The following is a 19916-nucleotide window of genomic DNA, read 5'->3' on the forward strand; positions in this document are numbered from 1 at the left end:
TAAGCTTACCGCGGCACTTCCATTAAAAAAAGGGTTGTCGCCCCTGAACTTGTCAGCGTCCGCCCGTAGATCCGAAACCGCCGTCGCCTCGTTGCGATGCAGCAAAATCAAGCACTTCGCGCAAAGCCACCTGTACGACGGGCACCACGACGAGTTGAGCGATCCGCTCCAATGGTTGGAGGACAAATTCGCTCGCGCCACGGTTCCACAGCGATACAAAAATTTGCCCCTGGTAGTCGGAGTCGATCAGCCCGACCAGATTGCCGAGCACGATGCCGTGCTTGTGACCGAGGCCGGAGCGCGGCAGCACCATCGCAGCCAGTCCGGGATCTTCGAGGTGGATTGCGATGCCACTGGGCACCAGCAGCGTCTCGCCCGGACGCAACACGGTCGTCGTGTCTATGCAGGCGCGCAGGTCCAGACCGGCTGAACCGGGCGTTGCATAGGACGGCGGCAATTCGCGCAACCGCTCGTCGAGAATCTTGTAGTCGAGAGTGGACATCTTCAGTCTTTCAGCAATCGGGAAATGTGTTCGAGGATGGCGCGCGCGATGTCCGGCTTGGACGCTCGCGCAAGCGGATGGCGTCCGTCGGCGTCGTACAGCACGACCGCATTGTCCTCACTGCCCAGGCCGTCGGCCACCAGATTGCCGACGACCAGCGGCAGCTTCTTGGCCACCCGCTTGCCTTGTGCGTAGGTGTCGAGGTCATGGCTCTCGGCCGCGAAGCCGACGCAGAACGGCGCATCGGCGCGCGCCGCAATGTCGGCGAGGATGTCCGGATTGCGCACCATGTCGATCGACAGCGTGTCGGCGCTCTTCTTTATCTTGCGGTCGCTGGGCGCCGCTGGCCGGTAGTCTGCGACCGCAGCGACCGCAATGAATACATCGCAGGCGGCGTAGCGTGACAGCACCGCATCGTGCATCGACAGCGCGCTGTTCACATCGACGCGCTCGACACCGAAGGGCTTTGCCAGCCCGGTCGGGCCGCTTATCAGCGTCACATCGGCGCCTGCCCTCGCCGCCGCGCACGCCAGCGCGTAGCCCATGCGCCCCGAGCTCAGATTGGTGACGACGCGCACCGGATCGATGGCTTCAGCGGTCGGTCCGGCCGTGATCAGCACGCGCCGGCCAGCCATCGTCTTCGGCGTGAAATGCGCAAGCACTGCCTCCAGCAGTTCGGCCGGCTCCACCATGCGACCAAGGCCGACCTCGCCGCAGGCCTGCTCGCCCGCCGCCGGCCCGGCGACAATGGCGCCATCGCCGCGCAGCGTATTCATATTGCGGACGGTCGCCGGGTGTTCCCACATCTGCCGGTTCATCGCCGGCGCCACCATGAGCGCACACCCTGCGTCACGCGCCAGGCACAGCGTGCTCAGCAGATCGTCGGCACGACCTTGCACGAGCTTCGCGATGCAATCGGCGGTGGCGGGCGCGATCAGCAGCAACTGCGCGTCGCGCGTGAGATCGATGTGCGCCATGCCGTTCGGCATGCGCGCATCCCACAGGTCAGACCACACCGGCTCACCGGTGATGGCCTGAAAGGTAGCCGCGCCGATGAAGTGACTGGCCGCCTCGGTCATCACGACGCGTACGCGCGCGCCCTCCTTGATCAGCAAGCGCGCCAGTTCCGCCGACTTGTAGGCCGCCACGCCACCGGTGACAGCCAGCACGATGGTGCGCCCGGACAGCTCCGCCTTGGAATTCATGACAATGTAGTATCCTGCGCCGAGTCGACGACGGATTGTAACGCGATGGCGATCAAGGACTGGAGCGCGGACCAGCGGCCGCGCGAGCGACTGCTGCTGCAAGGCGCCGAGGCGCTGTCGTCGGCCGAACTGCTGGCCATCTTCCTGCGCGTCGGCGTCAGCGGGAAATCGGCGGTCGATCTTGCGCGCGACCTGCTGGCGCATTTCGACGACAGCGTGACCAGCATGGGCAGCGCCAGCATCGCCGATCTGTGCCGGGTCAAGGGGATGGGAACGGCAAAGGCAGTACAGTTGAAGGCCACATTCGAACTGGCACGGCGTGCCCTGGGCGAACAGTTGAAGGAGCGCGACGCACTGAGCTCACCGCAAGCGGTGCGCGACTGGCTCAAGCTGCGACTGAGCGGACTGGCGCACGAGGTATTCATGGTGCTGCTGCTCGATGCGCAGAACCGGCTGCTGCAGGCGGTCGAACTGTTCCGCGGCACGCTGACGCAGACCAGCGTCTATCCGCGCGAAGTGGTGAAACTGGCACTGGCGCACAATGCGGCGGCCGTCATCCTCGCCCACAATCACCCGTCCGGCGTGGCGGAGCCGTCCCGCGCGGACGACCTCCTGACACAGTCGCTGAAGCAGTCGCTGGCACTGATCGATGTACGCGTACTCGACCATGTCATCGTCGGCAGCGGCGCGACCTGCTCGTTTGCCGAGCGCGGAATTCTTTGAAGAACTTGAACAAAACCGGATCCGTACTCTATAATCGCGAGCTTTTCCGATTCTGGAGCTCGAAACATGTCCCGCGTTTGCCAAGTTACCGGGAAGTCGCCGATGGTGGGTAACAACGTTTCCCACGCTAACAACAAGACCAAGCGCCGCTTCCTGCCCAATCTCCAGCAACGCCGTTTCTGGCTGGAGTCCGAAGGCCGTTTTGTCAGCCTGCGCGTCAGCACCAAGGGTCTGCGCACGATCGACAAGAAGGGCATCGAAACCGTGCTCGCCGAAATTCGCGCACGCGGCGAAAAGATCTGAGATTTCCGGCCACGCCGGAACAATGCAATCCGGCTCAGCCGGCATAGACAGGAAGGAAAGACGTCATGGCCAAGGGCGGACGCGACAAGATCAAGCTGGAATCCACTGCCGGCACCGGTCATTTCTACACGACCACGAAGAACAAGCGCACCAAGCCTGAAAAGATGGAGATCATGAAGTTCGATCCCAAGGCTCGCAAGCACGTGATGTACAAGGAAACCAAGCTCAAGTGAGGCTTCCTAGCCGCCTGGCGTAATGCCCGGGCCGCAATAAAAAACCCGCCAATGGCGGGTTTTTTATTGCCCGCTTGGAAGGCAGGCAGCGCATGGAGCGCCGTACGGCGCTCCGCACTTCTGGATCAGCGGACAACCGTCTGCGCCTCGCCCTCGCCGCAGCGCTCGATGCGGCCGATGCGATAGACGGTCTCGCCAGCCGCGGTCAGCGACTGCGTCGCGCGGTCGGCATCGGCCGCCGACACGATCACCACCATGCCGATGCCGCAATTGAACACGCGGTACATTTCCTGCGCGGCCACGTTTCCAGCCTCGCGCAGCCAGGCGAACAGCGGCGGCAGTGTCCACGAGGACGCGTCGATGTGCGCCGACAGGCCGGCCGGCAGCACGCGCGGCACGTTGTCGAGCAGACCGCCGCCGGTGATGTGGGCCATGCCCTTCACCAGCCCGGGTGCTTCCTTCATCAGCGCCAGCAGCGGCTTCACGTAGATGCGGGTCGGTTCGAGCACGGTTTCGCGCAGCGTGCGGCCATGGAAATCGGCATTCAGGTCCGGCGCGTCGCGTTCGAGGATCTTGCGCAGCAGCGAGTAGCCGTTCGAATGCGCGCCACTGGAGGCCAGGCCGAGCACGACGTCACCTTCGGCGATGGTTTCGCCGCTGATGAGCTGGCTCTTCTCGGCAATGCCGACCGCAAAGCCGGCGAGGTCGTACTCACCGGCTGGGTACATGCCGGGCATCTCGGCGGTTTCACCGCCGATCAGCGCACAGCCCGCCAGTTCACAGCCACGGGCAATGCCGCCGACCACCCGTGCCGCGGTATCGACGTCGAGCTTGCCGCAGGCAAAATAGTCGAGGAAGAACACCGGTTCAGCGCCCTGTACCAGAATGTCATTGACGCTCATCGCCACCAGATCCTGGCCCACCGTGTCGTGACCGTCGAGCTGGAAGGCGAGCTTCAGCTTGGTGCCCACACCATCAGTGCCGGACACCAGCACCGGTTCGCGGTAGTTCTTCGACACCTCGAACAGCGCGCCGAAACCGCCGATGCCGCCGATCACCTCCGGGCGCATCGTGCGCTTGGCCAGCGGCTTGATGCGCTCGACCAGCGCATCGCCGGCGTCGATATCCACACCGGCAGCGGCGTAACTGAGGGGAGCGCGGGAATCCTTGGATGAAGTCATGACGTATGAGGCGCCGGGCGCCGGGAAAACAGGATGAATGAACGGGAGTGCAGCGGAATCTTGCTAAACTGCGGGGCGTTTTTGCACCGCATTCGCGCATTCCGCCCCAAGGGTGCGCATTCTACCCCGGCCCGCACCCCGCCATGACCCCTCCCGGCATCAACCGCAAACAAACCCTGCTCTGGGCAGGCGTTGGCGCGGCCATCGTCGGCCTGTTGTGGCTGCTCGGACCGACGCTGTCGCCCTTCATGCTGGGCCTGGTGCTGGCCTACATCTTCGAGCCGCTGGTCGAACGACTGTGCAGGCGGCGCGTGCCGCGTACGCTTGCGGTGGTGCTGGTCATCCTGTTCGTGATCAGTCTGGTGGTCGGACTCATCCTCATCCTGGTGCCGGTGATCCAGCAGGAGGTGCGCACGCTGATCGCGCGCCTGCCCGCCTATCTGACGGCGGCACACGACCAGCTGGTGCCCTGGCTGCAGCAGCATTTCGGCGTCACGCTGCAACTCGACGTGGATAGCCTGAAGCGTTTCATCACGAAGAACTGGAGCAGCGCGCAGGACTATCTAATGGTGGCGCTGGAATACGTCAGCAGCCAGGGCGCGGTCATCGTCGGCGTCGTGGCCAACGTGCTGCTGACGCCGGTCGTCATGTTCTACCTGATGCGTGACTGGCGCGAACTGCGCCATCGCGTTGCCAAGCTGGTGCCGCGCCCGTGGCTGAACCGCACGCTGTCGCTGGTCGACGAGATCGACGCGGTGCTGGCCGAATTCCTGCGTGGGCAGCTGTCGGTGATGGCGGCGCTGGCGCTGTTCTACAGCGTCGGGCTGTGGATCGCCGGCGTCGATTACGCATTGCCGCTGGGCCTGCTGTCCGGCCTGCTCGGCTTCATCCCCTATGTCGGCTTCTCGACCGGCCTGCTGCTGTCGCTGCTGGTGGCCACCCTGCAGTTCCAGGGCTGGCCGCCGGTGATCGGCGTGGCCATCGTCTACAGCTTGGGCCAGTTGCTGGAGAGCTTCCTGCTCACGCCCTGGCTGGTGGGTGAACGCATCGGCTTGCACCCGCTGGCGGTCATTTTCGCGCTGATGGCTTTCGGCCAGCTGTTCGGCTTCGTCGGCGTGCTGATCGCGCTGCCCGCATCGGCTGCCCTGCTGGTGGGACTGCGTGAAGTCAGGCGGCACTATCTGGCCAGCCATTTCTACCAGGGCGACGCGCCCAAGATCATCGAATGATGCGTCAGCTCCTGCTCGACATCCGTCCGATCGCCGCTCCCAGCCTCAGCAATTTCGTGGCCGGCGCCAATCGCGACCTGCTTGCCCATCTGCGCGGCATGACCGGCGACGAGCCGGGTGCAGCGGTCTATCTGTGGGGCGACAGCGGCAGCGGTCGCACCCACCTGCTGCGCGCGCTGGCCGCCGAATCGAAGGCGCGCGGGCTTTACCTCGAAGTCGACCAGATCAACTTCACGCTGCCGGATACGCTGATCGGCGCGCTCGAGGCGACGCACGCGAAACTGTGGCTGTTCGACGACATCCATCTGCTGGAGCCCGAGGCGCAGGGCGCGCTGTTCCGCGCGATCAATCTGGCCCAGGCGCGCGGCATCACTGTGGTCGCCGCCGGCAACAGCGCGCCGCGCATGCTGCCGCTGCGCGAGGATCTGCGCACCCGCATCGGCCAGATGCTGCCCTTCTGCATCCAGCCGCTGCACGACGACGAGCGCATCGAACTACTGCAGGCACACGCGGCCGCGCGCGGCATGAAGGTCGAACAGGAGGTATTCGATTACCTGCTGCGGCACGGCCGGCGCGACATCCGCTCGCTGCTCGGCATACTCGACCTGCTCGACGAACATTCGCTGACCCGCCAGCGCCCGGTGACACTGCCGCTGCTGCGCGAGGTCATGCAGACCAGACTGATCTGATACGGATACCGCCATGGAACTGGTACTTTTCGACCTCGACAACACCCTGCTCGCCGGTGACTCGGACTTCGAGTGGGCGCAATTCCTGATCTCCAAGGGCGTGCTCGACCGCGAGCTGTACGAGGCGCGCAACGCGACCTTCTACGCGCAGTACAAGGCCGGCACGCTGGACATCCACGAATTCCTCGACTTCCAGCTGGCGCCGCTGTCGCGCCACAAGCGTGCCGAGCTGGACGCCTGGCATGCCGAGTTCATGGTGCAGCAGATCCGCCCGCGCCTCACCGACGGTGCGCGCGGCCTGGTGAACGGTCACCTGGAAAGCGGTGCCCTGTGCGCCATCGTCACCGCTACCAACAGCTTCATCACGGGTCCGATCGCGCGCGAGCTCGACGTGCCGCATCTGGTCGCCACCATCCCCGCGCAGCAGGACGGCGAATTTACCGGCAAGCCGCGCGGCACGCCGGCCTTCCGCGAAGGAAAGATCGAACGCGTCGAACGCTGGCTGGAAGAACTGGGGCTGTATTTCGGCAGCTTCCGCCGCACCACCTTCTACAGCGACTCGCTGAACGATCTGCCGCTGCTCACCCGGGTGACCAATCCGGTGGCGGTCGATCCGGACCCGACGCTGGACGCGCACGCGCGTGCGCACGGCTGGCAGATCATGCATCTGCACACCGGCACCGCCGTGCCGGACGAGGTCTGAGCGCACTCATGGAGCGCAATACGCGTCAGCGCACCGCGATACTCGGCGCCATCGAAGCGGCCGGCCGGCCGCTGTCGCCGGCTGAACTGCACGCGCTGGCACGCAGCGAGGCGCCGGCGCTCGGGCTGGCGACCGTGTATCGCAACATCAAGCTGCTGCTCGAAGAAGGCCGCATCCGCGAAGTCAGCCTGCCGGGCGAAGCACCGCGCTACGAGGTAGCCCACCTCGGCCACCATCATCACTTCAAGTGCCTGCAGTGCGACCGCGTGTTCGACATCGCCGAATGCCAGACCGACTGGAACGCACTGGCGCCCGCCGGTTTCTCGGTCGAGGCGCACGACGTGACGCTGTTCGGCCGCTGCAGCGCGTGCAGCGGAAAAGGAAACGCGGACGGTGCGCCCTCAGCCGGGCACACGCATCCGCACGACCACGATCACACGCACTGACGGCGACGGCCGAGCGCGCCCACCAGACCGACGCCGGCAATCAGCATCGCCCACGTTGCCGGTTCCGGCACCGGCGCCATCAGCGCGCCGACCGCGCCTTCAAAAGCCGCTTCATCGAGCCCGTTATTGAAGGCGATGTAGAACGGCGACGACGCCAGCACGCCGTTCGCTTCGAGCTGCAGCGTGATCAGGTAGGCGCCGGCCAGCGCGCGGTCCGTGCCGCCGATCGAGAAATCCAGGTGCGAGTGGATGTCGCCGGCACCGGACACCTGGGCGATCGCGCCGGCAGGATCGGTGACCGCGCCGTAGCCGAATGAAGTGATCGTGCCCAGCACGTCCTCGATCGATACAAAGACCGAAGGACCGCTGCTGGTCCACATCGAACCGTTCCACGACTGCAGCACGCCCAGGCCGCGGTAGCCGACGACCAGCCCGACATCGAGCGCGCCCTCTTCCGCGACGAAGCCCGGGTCGTCGGTCTTGAACAGGCCACCACTGAAATCACGGAAATCCGCTTCGAACAGGCGGTAACCATTGGCGGCAATCTGCGCCAACCCCTCGGGATCGACCACCAGCGCGCCCGCCGCCATGCCGACCTCGATATCGCCCGCGTGATCGGCCGCCTGCGCCGCCACGAAGAGCTGGGTTGAGAGAAATGCGGTCATGCCTAGCGCACGCAGTACAGAACCGGGTCCGGAATATTTCATCGCTTGCTCCTTGGTGAGAACGGAATGGGACAGAACATCGCCGTTAACGATAACGCGATACTATTAGCAATAGCAATCATCGTTCTCCCCGCCGCAGCATGTCCTCTCGATCCGTCCGTCCTCGCCCGAAGGCGATCCGGCCCCCTGGCATCGCCGGAAGCCTGTCCATACTCTTGCTTTGCGCGTGCTGCTGCGTGCAAGCGCAGGACGTCGCCGACAGCCCCGACGCCATCGAACTGCCCGCCATCCGCGTCGAGGACACCCAGACGCCGGGCGCGGCGAACGAAGCGGGCGCATCCAGACTGCGCGGCGAAGCGCTGCGCGACCGCAAGGGCGCGACGCTGGGCGAAACGGTGGGCGACGAAGCGGGCGTGCACAACGCCTCCTTCGGCACCGGCGTCGGCCTGCCGGTCATCCGCGGCCTCAGCGGTGCGCGGGTGAAAGTACTGAGCAATGGCGGCGGCACGCACGACGCCACTACTTTCAGCCCCGATCACGCATCGACTGCCGATACGGCGGTGGCGGATTCGGTGCGCATCCTGCGCGGCCCGGCCACCATCCGCTACGGCGGCGGCGCCATCGGCGGCGTGGTCGACGTGGCCGACGAACGCATTCCGACGCGACTGCCGCAGAAGGCACTCAGCGGCGCGGTCGACCTCGGCTACAACACCAACGCGTCGGAAAGGATCAGTTCACTGCGGCTCGACGGCGGCCGCGGCCCGTTCGCGCTGCACGCCTCGGCCAGCAGCCGCGATCGCGGTGACGCCCGCATCGCCGGCTGCGCCGTCGACGACGACGCCGTGCAGCAGCAGTTCGGCCTGATCAACACGCGCAACAGCTGCGGGCGTCTGTACAACAGCGATGCACGCGCCGCCTCGGGCACGCTGGGCGGCAGCCTGTTCATCGGCAACGCGCTGCTGGGCGCCGCCGTGAACAACGCGTCGAACGACTACGGCATTCCGCCCGCCCCCGGCCACTCGCACGGTGGCGACGACCGGGTGCGCATCGTGATGGACAACCGCCGCGTCGACACCCGCGCCGAATGGCTGGGCGAAGGCTGGCTGCAGTCGCTGCGCTATACCGGGGCGCACGTCGATTACCGGCACGACGAAGTCGATCAGGGCGCCGTCGCCACCACCTTCCGCAATAAGGCGATCGAACAGCGCATCGAACTGGAGCTCGCTTTCGGCGAACACCTCGGTGGCACGGTCGGTGTGCACCACACACGGCGCGACTTCTCGGCGCTCGGCGTCGAAGCTTTCATTCCGCAGACCTCTATGCGCAGTTCCGCCCTCTACGCAACGCAGCATGTCGACGTCTCCAGCCTGCGCTTCGAACTGGGCTGGCGCGGCGAAATGACGCGCATGGAAGCCGGCGATCGCGAACTTGCCGGCGGCTTCGCGGTGAGCTTTCCGCGGCGCAACATCAACGCACAGAGCACTTCCGCGTCGCTGCGCTGGCAGGCTGCCGATGCACTGAGTTTTACGGTCAGCGCCGCGCATGCCGAACGCGCGCCGGAAATCCACGAGCTCTATTCGCTGGGCGCCCACCTGGCGACCCGCACCTACGATCTGGGCGACCCCGGGCTGAACAAGGAGGGCGCGCGCTCGATCGACCTGTCGGCGCTGTACGAGGATGCGCGATTGCGCGCTGCGGTCAGCGTGTACGCCAACGACGTCAGCAACTACATCTTCCAGCGCAGCGAAGCCTTCTTCTACGACACCGCCGAAGAGCAGTTCCGTTTCGCCTGTGTCCGCCTGGAAGAGTGTCTGCAGGTGGTTCAGTACGCGCAGAGCCGCGCCAAGCTGAGGGGATTCGAAGCGGAACTGGCATTGAAGTGGGCGGCCAGCCGCTTCGGCGATGTCGAGTGGTCGATCTTCGCCGACGCCGTGCGCGCCCGGCTGCCGGCGCTGGACGAAGACGTGCCGCGCATGCCGCCGCTGCGCTTCGGCACGCAGCTGGCGATAAGCAAGGAGGCGTGGTCCGGGCGGGTGCGCGTGACGCGACAGGCGGCGCAGGACAGGCCGGGCGCCAACGAAACCGCCAGCGACGGCTACACCCTGGTCAGCGCCAACCTGAACCACGTGCGTCCGCTCGACGGCGGCCGCACGCTGACCCTGTACCTGAAGGCGCGCAATCTGCTCAATGCCGAAGCGCGCAACCCGGTGTCCTTCCTGCGCAGCTTCTCGCCGGAACCGGGGCGCAGCGTCGAAGCCGGCCTCAGCGTCAGCTTCTGACCCGACGCGCGAGCGAAGTCGTCAGCACGAGACCGGCCACCATCAATGCCCAGCTCGATGGCTCGGGCACCGGAAGGCTGACGCGCGACATGAAGGCAGTTTCGTACTGTTCGGCACTGAGGCCGTAGTTGAACACCACGTGGAAGGGATCGGAATCGATGTAGCGTCCGCGCCCCCCTATCGACGTCGCGTCGGTCAGTTGCAGCGTCACCATGTAGGCGCTGGACGGTGCCGCGCCTTCGATGAACCAGTCCAGGTGCGCATGGAAGCCGCCGTTGGCGTTCGCGTCGTCTATCGTCGCCGCGACCGGGCCTTCGATGCCGGCGCCGGTAAACAGCGTGCCCTGCGAATAGAACTCGAAATTCGCCGCTGCACCGGGCGGTGCCAGGCGCGGATTGATCAGCGACTGGATGTAGGCGTTGGCCACCGCCGGTGGCACCGCGCCGTACAGGCGAATGCCGACGCCGTCATCGGCGGCCGACCATGTGCCGCTGGCGGCATCCCACTGCAACAGCGTGCCGACCGCCTTGAAACCGATGAAATCTCGGGCACCGCTGGCGCCGGACAGGCTGCCCGGGAAAGCCTGGAAACCCGGATCGTCGGTGCTTTTCGGCCCGCCCTCGAAGTCGCCGAAGTCGCCCGGGAACACCATGTATCCGGTGTGGACGTCGATCGGCAACTGCTCGAACGGCAGGTCGCCGTAGGCACCGACCGTGATCCTGCTGCCGGCCGCCGGCCCCTGGTCGAGCCCGATGGCGACGTCGAAGTGGAGGGCGTGTGCCGCGCCGACGTGGAAGGACAGCAATGCTGCAGCAAGGTGCATGAAGCGGATGGGCGCGCGCATGAGAGGTCTCCGGATGATCAGCCTCTAATGATAATGCAATCTCCTTTACAAAAAAGACTACGCCCCGTATCTTTTGATATTCGATTATCAACAAAGGAGAGCATCTTGAAAGTCCGCGCCCTGCTCGTCATTGCCGGCCTCATGTCCGGCTTCGCACACGCCAGCGAGCCGCTGCGCGCCGATGAAGGCATCGGCTTCTACATCGGGATCGACAGCCTGGCGACGATTGCCAGCGGCACCTATGCCGGCCTGGCCAATCCGAACTACGGCCGCCTCACCTATCTGATGGAGCACGGCAACCACTTCCACGGCATCGGCGCCTACAGCTATACCGGCAGCGCCGCAGCGCCGGTCATCAACGGCAGCAACGCCAACAACCGCATTCCGGAACTGTCGGCACGCATTTCACCGCTGCCCGGCACGCTCGCGCTGAGCGCAGGCAGCGGAGCATTCGCCGGCAAGCTGGTCAGCGGCGTGCTCGATGACAGCGTCGCTCATCACGATTACAGCTACCTCGGTGCGTCGTCCATCCAGTCGCTGGCCGACGGCGCCGCCGGCAGCGCCGAGGCGGTGCTGTACGCAAGCAGCGCCAACCGCTGGAACGCACAGCTCGACGGCGTGCAGGTCGCGCTGAAGCTGGAGTACATCACGCCGGGTCTGAAGGTCGCCGCCAATGGCGACATGGACCTGTTCGACAGCGGCAACCTCTATCTGCTGGGCGACGGCAATGGCTTCGACTTCGTGCCGACCTTCTACACCGACGCGGCCGCCGCGGTCGGCACCTACACCGCGCAGTTCTCGCTGGTGAACCTGGGCAGCAATACCGCCGTGCGCGACGGTGGCACTTTCTACATCGACTTCGCGGTCGCACCGCCGGTGCCTGAACCGGCGAGCTGGGCCATGCTGCTCGGCGGTCTGCTGATGCTGGGCACGGTGGCTGCACAACGCGCGCGCTGAGGGCGAGGCAGGCGGGCACGCCCCGCCTGCAAGCACCATGAACATTCGATTTCAACCTCCCGCCCCCGCGACATCCTGTCCCCGCGCCGTCGACGCCGTCACGCTGACCGATCTGGCGCAGGTCTTCGATCCGTTCGTCAATCTGGTGCGACTGCACCGCCCTCTGCCGCCCGGCCTGGCCGACTATCTGGATGCGGCGCACGCCAGCGGCGCACTGGGCAGCGGACGGCGCGCGGTGATCGACGCCGGCAGCCCGCTGCCCACCGGCACCCTGCCCGAACTGCCGGGGCGCGACACCGTCGATGCCGACGTGCAACGACTGTCCGAACTGCTGGCCGACCTCACCGGCTGCACGCGCGTCGGTGTGCGCATCGAAGTGCTGGACCGCGCCATGTGTCCGCGCTGGCACGTCGACCGCGTCGCCCTGCGCCTGCTCTGTACCTGGATCGGTCCGGCCACCGAATGGCTGGACGAGCGCTGCGCCGACCGCAGCCGCCTCGGCAGCGACGCCGTGATGACCGACGCCGCCGGCATCGGTCGCGCCACCGCCGGCGACATCATGCTGCTCAAGGGCGAACTGTGGCCGGACAACGCCGGCCGCGGCGTCATCCACCGCTCCCCCCACCTCGACGCCCCGCACCGGCTGCGCATCGTCGCCGCCTTCGATGCGGTGTTCTGACAACGGAAACCACACCATCATGAACGAACGACTTCCGGTCACCGTGCTGTCGGGCTTTCTCGGCGCCGGCAAGACCACCCTGCTCAACCACGTGCTGTCCAACAGCGAAGGCCGCCGCGTGGCGGTCATCGTGAACGACATGTCGGAAGTGAACATCGACGCCCAGCTCGTCGCCAACGGCGCGCAGCTGTCGCGCACCGACGCCCGCATGGTCGAAATGTCGAACGGTTGCATCTGCTGCACCTTGCGCGAAGACCTGCTGATCGAGGTATCGCGGCTGGCGCGCGAAGGCCGCTTCGACTATCTGCTGATCGAATCGACCGGCATTTCCGAACCGCTGCCGGTGGCCGAAACCTTCACCTTCGAAGACGAGGATGGCAGCAGCCTGTCATCGGTGTCGCGACTGGACACCATGGTGACGGTGGTCGATGCGTACAACTTCCTGCGCGACTACTCGAGCCAGGACATGATCGCCGAACGCGGCGAATCGCTCGGCGACGAGGACGCGCGCACGGTGGTCGACCTGCTGGTCGACCAGATCGAGTTCGCCGACGTGATCGTGCTGAACAAGTGCGATCTGGTCAGCGCCGACGAACGCAGCCGCCTGCACGCAATACTGCGCGCACTGAACCCGCGCGCCGACGTGGTCGAGTCGACCGAAGGGCGCGTGCCGCTGGACCGCATCCTCGACACCGGTCGCTTCGATTTCGACGCCGCCGCCGAAGCGCCGGGCTGGCTGCAGGAAATGCGCGGCACCCACGTGCCGGAATCCGACACCTATGGCATCCGCAGCTTCTCGTGGACCGAGCGCCGCCCCTTCCATCCGCAGCGCTTCTGGAACCTGATCCACGACGAATGGCCAGGCGTCATCCGCAGCAAGGGCTTCTTCTGGCTGGCCAGCCGCATGGATTTCGCCGGCGAATGGGCACAGGCCGGCGGCATCTGTCGCAACCGCCCGGCCGGCCTGTGGTGGGCGGCGGTGGACCGCGCCGACTGGCCGACCGACCTCGACTACCTGAAGCAGATCGAGGCGCGCTGGCTGGCGCCCTTCGGCGACCGTCGCCAGGAACTGGTATTCATCGGCATGGACATGGACGAGGCGTGGATACGCCAGCAACTCGACGCCTGTCTGCTGACCGACGCCGAAATGGCCGCCGGGTCGGCCGCCTGGCGCACGCTGCCGGATCCCTTCGATCCGTGGGCGCTTGCCGCCGACGACGAGCCGGAGCACGGCACCTAGGGTCTGTTGCCATTGAATCGCGGGCCGCGCGCGATTCATTGGCAACAGTCCCTAGCGCGACGCCGGCGGCGCGTCGGTCAGGCCCAGCCGGCGCTCGGTCACCCAGGGCACCAGACCGACTTCAGAGGCGAGCTTCACCAGTTCGATGTCGGAACTGACGTCGAGCTTGCGCCGCGCGGTGCTGAGCTTGTTGGCCACTGTCTTCGGGCTCAGGTTGAGCTGTTCGGCGATGGCGTCGATCGAATGGCCGGACACCAGAAGGCGGCACATTTCGAATTCGCGTGGCGTCAGGTAACCGAACAGCTTGGATTCCGGCAGGTAGTGCGAGAAGGCCACGCTTTCCGCCACCTGCCGGCTCAGCACGCGCTTGCCGCGCGCCACCGACTGCACCGCGTCGACCAGCTGCTCGGCCGGGCTGTCCTTGGTCAGCACGCCGAGTGCGCCGGCGTCGAGCGCCTGCTGCACCACGGTCGGGTGCGAGCACATCGTGAACATGAGCACCTTCGCCTGTTCATCGAAGGCGACGATGCGCCGCGTGGCTTCGATGCCGCTGGAGCCGGGCAGCATGATGTCCATCACCACCACGTCCGGCGCGTGCTTGCGGTAGGCCGCGTAGGCCTCGTCGGCGGTGCCGGCCTCGGCCGCCACCAGCAGCGCCTCGTTCATCTCCAGCAGCGCGCGGTAACCGGTGCGCACGACGGCGTGGTCATCGACCAGAAGGATGCGGGTCTGTCGGTTGTTCATGCGGTGATCTCCTGTTCATTGCGTGCGAAGGGCAGACGCACAGTGACGCGCCAGCCGCCGCCGGTAGCCGGGCCGGCGCTGCAGACGCCGCCCAGCGCGAGCGCGCGTTCGCGCATGCCCAGCATGCCCAGCCCGGCCACGCCGGTCGGTATGCCGTGCGCACTGCCGTTGTCCCAGATGTCGAGCTTGAGCACGCGGCCGTCGCTGCCCTGCTCGGTACTCACGCCTATCAGCAGGCGCGAGCAGTCGGAATGCTTGAAGGCATTGGTGACTGCCTCCTGCACGATGCGATAGGCACTGGCCTCGACCGTCGGTCCGGCGTCGGCCGATTCGCCTTCGAGGTTGAGCACCAGTTCGAGCGGCCGCGGCGCCTGCGCGCTGCGCTGCTCGACCAGCTGGCGCAGCGCGTTGTAGAGACCGAGCGCGTCGATCTCTACCGGGTGCAGCGATTCCAGCTGCACGCGCACGCGGCCCAGCAGTTGCGCCAGGTGGCCGCCCAGCGCCTCGGCGCTGCCGCTGTAGCGGGCCAGCGCCGGCTCACGCCGGCAGGCGGCCGACAGCACCGCGACGTGCGGCTGCATCGCCACCATATAGGTGCTCATTTCGTCGTGCAGGTCGCGCGCGATGGCGCGCCGCGTCTGCTCTTCCATCACCATGATCTTGCGCAGCAGCGCCGAGCGCTCGCGGCTCACCTCGGCCAGCGAATTGGCCATCCGGTTGAACGAGGCCGACAGTTCCGCCAGATCGGGCAGGCGGAAGGCCGGCAGGCGCGCGTCGAGACGGCCCGACTCGATGTCGCGCAGCGCGGTGCGCAGCGCATGCACCGGTTCCAGCGCGCGACAGATGGCCCAGTACAGCAGCAGCCCGAGCAGCACGCTGTAGGCCACGGTGAGATAGCTCAGCCGCTTGAAGCCTTCCCACTTCTCGCGCATCTCGTCGGACGGCATCGGCGACACGCGATAGAAGCCGGCGATCTCGCCATTGAGCCGCCACGGCTTCATGCGCACCGTGCCGTCGGCCTGCACCGGCGCCTCGTCCGGCGCCGGCCAGCCGCTGGCACCTCGGGTGTCGGACGAGGCGAGCACACGACCGGCAAGGTCGAGCACGTCGATGCGCACGTGGCGGATGTCCTTCATGCGCTGCACGCGTTCGAGCAGCGAATCGAGCATGGGTGAGCGGCCGTCGCCGGCGTTCAGCGGCATGTCCTCGGGCAGCAGCAGGAGCACCAGACGTGTGCCCGACTCGATCTCCTCGACCGAGTCGCTGCGCCACGCCTTGTAGTGCAGGAAGCCGTGCGTGAGCAGCAGCAGGCACATGAGCACGAGCACGATCAGCAGCAGGCGGTTCTTCAGTGTCATTCGGAGGCGATGGAAGTGCGGCGGGACATCCGGCTTCAGGGGTGCCGGTGCCGTCGATGGTAGCGCCGGAGCCGAGGGACAAAATCCCCTCGTTGCAATGCGCAGCACACCGCAATCGCTGCACTGCACATTCCTATAGTTCGCTCGACCGCAGCGCTGGCCGACTGTCGACGGCAGCGTCCGCGGTTGCGATCTCCGGGCCCACAGGTCTGTTCTGGTCCGGCTCCCGGATCGCATGAAAGCGAATGCGCGTATCCCCACGCGCCCCACCCAAGGAGGAGAAAACCGCTATGTCACTGAAAAGAGCAACCGGCCGGACCGGTCTGCACAAGAAACGTCTGAGCCGCGCCGTCGCCACCGCGATCGCCGGTTTCGCGCTGGCGTCCGCATCGGGTGCCGCGCTCGCCAACGCCGAGCTGATCAAGCTTTCGCAGGACGATCGCCAGTGGGTCATGCAGGGCAAGGACTACGACCACAGCCACTACAGCGGCCTGAAGCAGATCAACCGCAGCAACGTGAAGAACCTGAAGGCCGCGTGGACCTTCTCGACCGGCGTGCTGCACGGCCACGAAGGCGGTCCGCTGGTGGTGAACGGCATCATGTACATCCACACGCCCTTCCCCAACATCACCTACGCCATCGATCTGGACAACCCTAACAAGATCCTGTGGGAACACAAGCCCAAGCAGGACGCCTCGGTGCGCGCGGTCGCCTGCTGCGACGTCGTGAACCGCGGTCTGGCCTACGGTGACGGCAAGATCTTCAAGACCCAGCTCGACGGCCACATCGTCGCGCTGGACGCCAAGACCGGCAAGGAACTGTGGAAGATGGAGAACTCCGACCCGAAGGTCGGCTCCACGCTGACGCAGGCGCCGATGGTGGTCGAGGACATGGTCATCGTCGGTTCGTCGGGTGCGGAACTGGGTGTGCGCGGCTACGTCACCGCCTACCGCATCAAGGACGGCAAGCAGGTCTGGCGCGCCTACGCCACCGGCCCGGACGAGGACATCCTGCTGGCCGACGACTTCAACATGGCCAACCCGCACTACGGTCAGAAGGGCCTCGGCACCTCGACCTGGGAAGGCGACGCATGGAAGATCGGCGGCGGCACCAACTGGGGTTGGTACGCCTACGACCCGGAACTGAAGCTGATGTATTACGGCTCGGGCAACCCGGCACCGTGGAACGAAACCATGCGCCCGGGCGACAACAAGTGGACGATGGCCATCTGGGGTCGCGACGTGAAGACCGGCAAGGCCAAGTTCGCCTTCCAGAAGACGCCGCATGACGAGTGGGATTACGCCGGCGTGAACTGGATCGGCCTGTCCGACCAGGTGGTCGACGGCAAGAAGCAGAAGCTGCTGACCCACCCGGACCGCAACGGCATCGTCTACACCCTGAACCGCGAAAACGGCAACCTCGTTCGCGCCGACAAGATCGACCCGTCGGTGAACGTGTTCAAGGGCTACGACATGAAGAAGGGCGTGCCCATCCGCGATCCCGAGTACTCGACCCGCATGGACCACCTGGCCAAGGGCATCTGCCCGTCCGCCATGGGCTATCACAACCAGGGCCACGACTCGATCGACAAGAAGCGCGAACTGGTCATGCTCGGCACCAACATGATCTGCATGGACTGGGAGCCGTTCATGCTGCCCTACCGCGCAGGTCAGTTCTTCGTCGGTGCCACGCTGAACATGTACGCCACCCCGGGCAACAACGGCAACATGGGTCAGGTCAAGGCCTACGACGTCAAGACGTCGAAGTTCAAGTGGGTGAAGGACGAGAAGTTCTCGGTCTGGGGCGGCACGACCAGCACCGCGGGTGACCTCGTCTTCTACGGCACGCTGGACGGTCTGATCAAGGCGGTCGACGCCGACAACGGCAAGACGCTGTGGGAATTCAAGCTCCCGTCCGGCGTCATCGGCCACCCGGTCACCTACGAGCACAAGGGCAAGCAGTACGTCGCCATCTACTACGGCGTCGGCGGCTGGCCCGGTGTCGGCCTCGTGTTCGACCTGACCGACCCGACCGCAGGTCTCGGTGCAGTGGGCGCCTTCAAGGAGCTCCAGCAGTACACCAAGATGGGCGGCGGCGTGATGGTGTTCTCGCTGTAAGACGTACCGGGCATGGCGCGTGGCGCCATGCCCGTTTCAGGCAGGAGATCCACGATGAAACAGACCCTCATTGCAGCGCTGCTGTGCGCGCTCGGCAGCGTCGCGCACGCCGCCGGCACGCTCAAGGTGTGCGCGGCCGATAACGAGATGCCCTACGCCAACGAGCGGGGCGAAGGATTCGAGGACCGCATCGCCGAAAAGCTGGCGGCGGCCATGGACATGAAACTGGAGCGCGTCGGCTTCAGCGACCCGCGCTACGTGGTGCGCGACCTGCTCGACAAGGGCAAGTGCGACGTCATGCTCGGCGTCGATGCGGGCGATCCCCGCGTCGCCACGACCCGCGCCTACTACCGTTCGAGCTATGTGTTCGTCACCCGCGCCGATTTCGGCCAGGAGGTGACCGGCTGGGACAGCCCCGCACTGCAGACCGCGCACATCGGCGTCATACCCGGCACACCGGCCGAAGTGATGCTGGTCCAGCTCGGCCGTTATGCCGACAGCTTCCGCTACATGATGTCGCTCGGCGGCAACAAGGCGCCGCGCAACCGCTACGTGCGCTATGACAGCGAAAAGCTGATCCGCGACCTGGCCGCCGGCGAGATCGACGTCGCCGTGGCCTGGGCACCGTCGGTCGCCCGCTACATCAAGAGCGCAGCGACGCCGCTGAAGGTCACGCAGGTACCGGCCCAGGCCAGCAAGTCGAACGGCGAGCCGGTGCATTTCCACTTCGATACCGCCATCGCCGTGCGCAAGGACGACCACGCACTGCTCGCCCGCATCGAAGCCGCGCTCGCGCGCAGTCGCGACGACATCGAGGGCGTATTGCGCGCCGAAGGCATACAGATTCTGCCGCCGCACCCGGTGGCCGAAGGAAACAAGGACAGCAAGGGATGAAGTTTCAAGTCAGCAAACTGGTCGCGGCAACCCTGATGGGTGGCGCCATCGCCACGGCGATCGCCGCCGGCAGCCCGCCGCGCTTCTACAACATCATCGAAGGTTCGCCGCTCGATTTCTCCGGCAAGGAGGAAAGCCCGGCGGTGAAGTCCTTCAAACAGACGGGCATCAACCCCTACAACACCGACGCCGCCAAGATCGCCGAAGGCGAGTCGCTGTACTCGACCGCCTGCTCGGGCTGTCACGGTCACCACGCCGAGGGCAAGCTCGGCCCCGGCCTGGCCGACGACTACTGGACCTACCCGGCGAATGCCACCGATCCGGGGCTGTTCTCCAGCATCTACGGCGGTCTGCAGGGAATGATGGGACCGCAGAGCGGGCACCTGTCGCAGGACGAAATCCTGGTGATCATGAGCTGGATCCGCTCGGTCTACAAGGGCGATCCGGCCAAGGCGCTGTGGAAGCAGGCGAACTGAGGAAGGCGAAGTTTTCGGCCCGGCCCCGTCCGGGTCGTCACGTGCAGCACCCACATCACAACCACGGAGGAATGACAATGAAGATCCGCACCGCAGCCCGTCTTGCAGCCACTTCCGCACTCCTGCTGCTGGCCGGCGGCGCCCATGCCTACGACGGCACCAAGTGCAAGGCGGCCGGCGACTGCTGGGAGCCGAAGCCGGGCTATCCGGCCAAGGTCGCCGGCTCCAAGTACGACCCGAAGCACGACGCCAAGGAACTGTCCAAGCAAGGCGACTCCATCAAGCAGATGGAAGCGCGCAACGCCAAGCGCGTCGAGCAGCTCAACGCCACCGGCACTTTCAAGTACGACGTGAACTGATCGTCGTGTCTTCCCGGCCGGGCGAGCGCCCCGCTCGTCCGGCCGGGCTCCCGAAGGCCTCGCGGAACGCGGCGCTGCGCGCCGTCCGTC

Annotated in this window: 22 protein-coding genes; 15 read left to right on the top strand and 7 right to left on the bottom strand. The window is 66.1% G+C overall.

What is annotated here, in order from left to right; genetic code table 11:
* Positions 1 to 52 precede the first annotated feature (52 nt).
* Entirely contained in the window at positions 53 to 502 is a 450-nt protein-coding gene (dut, locus tag WJU27_RS09100) for a dUTP diphosphatase (RefSeq protein WP_296810214.1), read from the bottom strand.
* 2 nt (positions 503 to 504) lie between these two features.
* Positions 505 to 1707, bottom strand: coding sequence for a bifunctional phosphopantothenoylcysteine decarboxylase/phosphopantothenate--cysteine ligase CoaBC (gene coaBC / locus WJU27_RS09105; protein WP_341421912.1), 1203 nt, complete (start codon positions 1705 to 1707; stop codon positions 505 to 507).
* Positions 1708 to 1752: 45 nt separating this feature from the next.
* On the opposite strand from coaBC, the gene radC reads away from it, so the two are divergent.
* From radC to rpmG, 3 genes are all read left to right on the top strand, one after another.
* Complete coding sequence (radC, locus tag WJU27_RS09110) at positions 1753 to 2430, top strand: RadC family protein (protein ID WP_020164063.1); 678 nt, start codon at positions 1753 to 1755, stop codon at positions 2428 to 2430.
* 66 nt (positions 2431 to 2496) lie between these two features.
* Positions 2497 to 2733, top strand: a complete 237-nt coding sequence (gene rpmB / locus WJU27_RS09115; protein WP_024300540.1) for a 50S ribosomal protein L28 — start codon at positions 2497 to 2499, stop codon at positions 2731 to 2733.
* 65 nt (positions 2734 to 2798) lie between these two features.
* Positions 2799 to 2966, top strand: coding sequence for a 50S ribosomal protein L33 (rpmG, locus tag WJU27_RS09120; RefSeq protein ID WP_019918910.1), 168 nt, complete (start codon positions 2799 to 2801; stop codon positions 2964 to 2966).
* Between the two features lie 125 nt (positions 2967 to 3091).
* On the opposite strand, the gene purM is transcribed toward rpmG, so the two are convergent.
* On the bottom strand, positions 3092 to 4147 hold the full coding sequence (gene purM, locus WJU27_RS09125; RefSeq protein ID WP_029143609.1) for a phosphoribosylformylglycinamidine cyclo-ligase: 1056 nt from the start codon (positions 4145 to 4147) through the stop codon (positions 3092 to 3094).
* 143 nt (positions 4148 to 4290) lie between these two features.
* Here purM and WJU27_RS09130 point away from each other — a divergent pair, with 143 nt between their 5' ends.
* The 4 genes from WJU27_RS09130 to WJU27_RS09145 are packed head-to-tail and all read left to right on the top strand — an operon-like array spanning position 4291 to position 7214.
* Positions 4291 to 5376: an AI-2E family transporter gene (locus tag WJU27_RS09130; RefSeq protein WP_341421913.1), complete on the top strand. Its 1086-nt coding sequence runs from the start codon at positions 4291 to 4293 to the stop codon at positions 5374 to 5376.
* Positions 5373 to 6065, top strand: a complete 693-nt coding sequence (hda, locus tag WJU27_RS09135; RefSeq protein ID WP_341421914.1) for a DnaA regulatory inactivator Hda — start codon at positions 5373 to 5375, stop codon at positions 6063 to 6065. Before WJU27_RS09130 ends, hda begins: the two co-directional genes overlap by 4 nt.
* A gap of 13 nt (positions 6066 to 6078) precedes the next feature.
* Entirely contained in the window at positions 6079 to 6768 is a 690-nt protein-coding gene (locus WJU27_RS09140; protein WP_020164059.1) for a histidinol-phosphatase, read from the top strand.
* 8 nt (positions 6769 to 6776) lie between these two features.
* Positions 6777 to 7214: a Fur family transcriptional regulator gene (locus WJU27_RS09145; protein WP_341421915.1), complete on the top strand. Its 438-nt coding sequence runs from the start codon at positions 6777 to 6779 to the stop codon at positions 7212 to 7214.
* On the opposite strand, the gene WJU27_RS09150 is transcribed toward WJU27_RS09145, so the two are convergent.
* A complete protein-coding gene (locus WJU27_RS09150; RefSeq protein ID WP_341421916.1) occupies positions 7202 to 7879 on the bottom strand; it encodes a PEPxxWA-CTERM sorting domain-containing protein in 678 nt (225 codons plus the stop codon). The genes WJU27_RS09145 and WJU27_RS09150 overlap by 13 nt on opposite strands.
* Before the next feature lie 236 nt (positions 7880 to 8115).
* Between WJU27_RS09150 and WJU27_RS09155 the strand changes: the two genes are divergently transcribed.
* Complete coding sequence (locus tag WJU27_RS09155) at positions 8116 to 10158, top strand: TonB-dependent receptor (RefSeq protein WP_341421917.1); 2043 nt, start codon at positions 8116 to 8118, stop codon at positions 10156 to 10158.
* On the opposite strand, the gene WJU27_RS09160 is transcribed toward WJU27_RS09155, so the two are convergent.
* Entirely contained in the window at positions 10148 to 11002 is an 855-nt protein-coding gene (locus tag WJU27_RS09160) for a PEP-CTERM sorting domain-containing protein (protein WP_341421918.1), read from the bottom strand. The two genes, WJU27_RS09155 and WJU27_RS09160, sit on opposite strands and share 11 nt — an antisense overlap.
* A gap of 105 nt (positions 11003 to 11107) precedes the next feature.
* Between WJU27_RS09160 and WJU27_RS09165 the strand changes: the two genes are divergently transcribed.
* From WJU27_RS09165 to zigA, 3 genes are read left to right on the top strand one after another with little or no spacing between them, the layout of a single operon-like run.
* Complete coding sequence (locus WJU27_RS09165; RefSeq protein ID WP_341421919.1) at positions 11108 to 11959, top strand: all3515 family Zur-repressed PEP-CTERM protein; 852 nt, start codon at positions 11108 to 11110, stop codon at positions 11957 to 11959.
* 37 nt (positions 11960 to 11996) lie between these two features.
* Entirely contained in the window at positions 11997 to 12638 is a 642-nt protein-coding gene (locus WJU27_RS09170) for a DUF1826 domain-containing protein (protein ID WP_341421920.1), read from the top strand.
* 19 nt (positions 12639 to 12657) lie between these two features.
* Positions 12658 to 13878, top strand: a complete 1221-nt coding sequence (gene zigA, locus WJU27_RS09175; RefSeq protein ID WP_341421921.1) for a zinc metallochaperone GTPase ZigA — start codon at positions 12658 to 12660, stop codon at positions 13876 to 13878.
* Positions 13879 to 13929: 51 nt separating this feature from the next.
* On the opposite strand, the gene WJU27_RS09180 is transcribed toward zigA, so the two are convergent.
* A complete protein-coding gene (locus tag WJU27_RS09180) occupies positions 13930 to 14622 on the bottom strand; it encodes a response regulator transcription factor (RefSeq protein ID WP_341421922.1) in 693 nt (230 codons plus the stop codon).
* Entirely contained in the window at positions 14619 to 15980 is a 1362-nt protein-coding gene (locus WJU27_RS09185; protein ID WP_020164050.1) for an ATP-binding protein, read from the bottom strand. Before WJU27_RS09185 ends, WJU27_RS09180 begins: the two co-directional genes overlap by 4 nt.
* 290 nt (positions 15981 to 16270) lie before the next feature.
* Here WJU27_RS09185 and WJU27_RS09190 point away from each other — a divergent pair, with 290 nt between their 5' ends.
* From WJU27_RS09190 to WJU27_RS09205, 4 genes are all read left to right on the top strand, one after another.
* Complete coding sequence (locus tag WJU27_RS09190; protein WP_304010319.1) at positions 16271 to 18097, top strand: methanol/ethanol family PQQ-dependent dehydrogenase; 1827 nt, start codon at positions 16271 to 16273, stop codon at positions 18095 to 18097.
* Positions 18098 to 18151: 54 nt separating this feature from the next.
* Entirely contained in the window at positions 18152 to 18991 is an 840-nt protein-coding gene (gene moxJ, locus WJU27_RS09195; RefSeq protein ID WP_296810192.1) for a methanol oxidation system protein MoxJ, read from the top strand.
* Positions 18988 to 19467 carry a cytochrome c(L), periplasmic gene (gene moxG, locus WJU27_RS09200; protein ID WP_020164047.1) on the top strand — a complete coding sequence of 160 codons (480 nt, stop codon included), beginning with the start codon at positions 18988 to 18990 and terminating at the stop codon, positions 19465 to 19467. The genes moxJ and moxG overlap by 4 nt, the downstream gene beginning before the upstream one ends.
* A gap of 77 nt (positions 19468 to 19544) precedes the next feature.
* Positions 19545 to 19826, top strand: coding sequence for a methanol dehydrogenase (locus WJU27_RS09205; protein WP_304000921.1), 282 nt, complete (start codon positions 19545 to 19547; stop codon positions 19824 to 19826).
* The last annotated feature ends 90 nt before the right edge of the window (positions 19827 to 19916 follow it).

Source organism: Methyloversatilis sp. NSM2 (assembly GCF_038066675.1).
GTDB classification, from domain to species: Bacteria; Pseudomonadota; Gammaproteobacteria; order Burkholderiales; family Rhodocyclaceae; genus Methyloversatilis; species Methyloversatilis discipulorum_A.

Coding starts and splice junctions, on each gene's coding strand:
- dut (WP_296810214.1), bottom strand. CDS start 502: ATGTCCACTCTCGACTACAAGATTCTCGACGAGCGGTTGCGCGAATTG.
- WJU27_RS09190 (WP_304010319.1), top strand. CDS start 16,271: ATGTCACTGAAAAGAGCAACCGGCCGGACCGGTCTGCACAAGAAACGT.
- moxG (WP_020164047.1), top strand. CDS start 18,988: ATGAAGTTTCAAGTCAGCAAACTGGTCGCGGCAACCCTGATGGGTGGC.
- zigA (WP_341421921.1), top strand. CDS start 12,658: ATGAACGAACGACTTCCGGTCACCGTGCTGTCGGGCTTTCTCGGCGCC.
- WJU27_RS09180 (WP_341421922.1), bottom strand. CDS start 14,622: ATGAACAACCGACAGACCCGCATCCTTCTGGTCGATGACCACGCCGTC.
- coaBC (WP_341421912.1), bottom strand. CDS start 1,707: ATGAATTCCAAGGCGGAGCTGTCCGGGCGCACCATCGTGCTGGCTGTC.
- WJU27_RS09150 (WP_341421916.1), bottom strand. CDS start 7,879: ATGACCGCATTTCTCTCAACCCAGCTCTTCGTGGCGGCGCAGGCGGCC.
- moxJ (WP_296810192.1), top strand. CDS start 18,152: ATGAAACAGACCCTCATTGCAGCGCTGCTGTGCGCGCTCGGCAGCGTC.
- WJU27_RS09185 (WP_020164050.1), bottom strand. CDS start 15,980: ATGACACTGAAGAACCGCCTGCTGCTGATCGTGCTCGTGCTCATGTGC.
- WJU27_RS09140 (WP_020164059.1), top strand. CDS start 6,079: ATGGAACTGGTACTTTTCGACCTCGACAACACCCTGCTCGCCGGTGAC.
- hda (WP_341421914.1), top strand. CDS start 5,373: ATGATGCGTCAGCTCCTGCTCGACATCCGTCCGATCGCCGCTCCCAGC.
- WJU27_RS09205 (WP_304000921.1), top strand. CDS start 19,545: ATGAAGATCCGCACCGCAGCCCGTCTTGCAGCCACTTCCGCACTCCTG.
- purM (WP_029143609.1), bottom strand. CDS start 4,147: ATGACTTCATCCAAGGATTCCCGCGCTCCCCTCAGTTACGCCGCTGCC.
- rpmB (WP_024300540.1), top strand. CDS start 2,497: ATGTCCCGCGTTTGCCAAGTTACCGGGAAGTCGCCGATGGTGGGTAAC.
- WJU27_RS09145 (WP_341421915.1), top strand. CDS start 6,777: ATGGAGCGCAATACGCGTCAGCGCACCGCGATACTCGGCGCCATCGAA.
- WJU27_RS09170 (WP_341421920.1), top strand. CDS start 11,997: ATGAACATTCGATTTCAACCTCCCGCCCCCGCGACATCCTGTCCCCGC.
- radC (WP_020164063.1), top strand. CDS start 1,753: ATGGCGATCAAGGACTGGAGCGCGGACCAGCGGCCGCGCGAGCGACTG.
- WJU27_RS09130 (WP_341421913.1), top strand. CDS start 4,291: ATGACCCCTCCCGGCATCAACCGCAAACAAACCCTGCTCTGGGCAGGC.
- rpmG (WP_019918910.1), top strand. CDS start 2,799: ATGGCCAAGGGCGGACGCGACAAGATCAAGCTGGAATCCACTGCCGGC.
- WJU27_RS09160 (WP_341421918.1), bottom strand. CDS start 11,002: ATGCGCGCGCCCATCCGCTTCATGCACCTTGCTGCAGCATTGCTGTCC.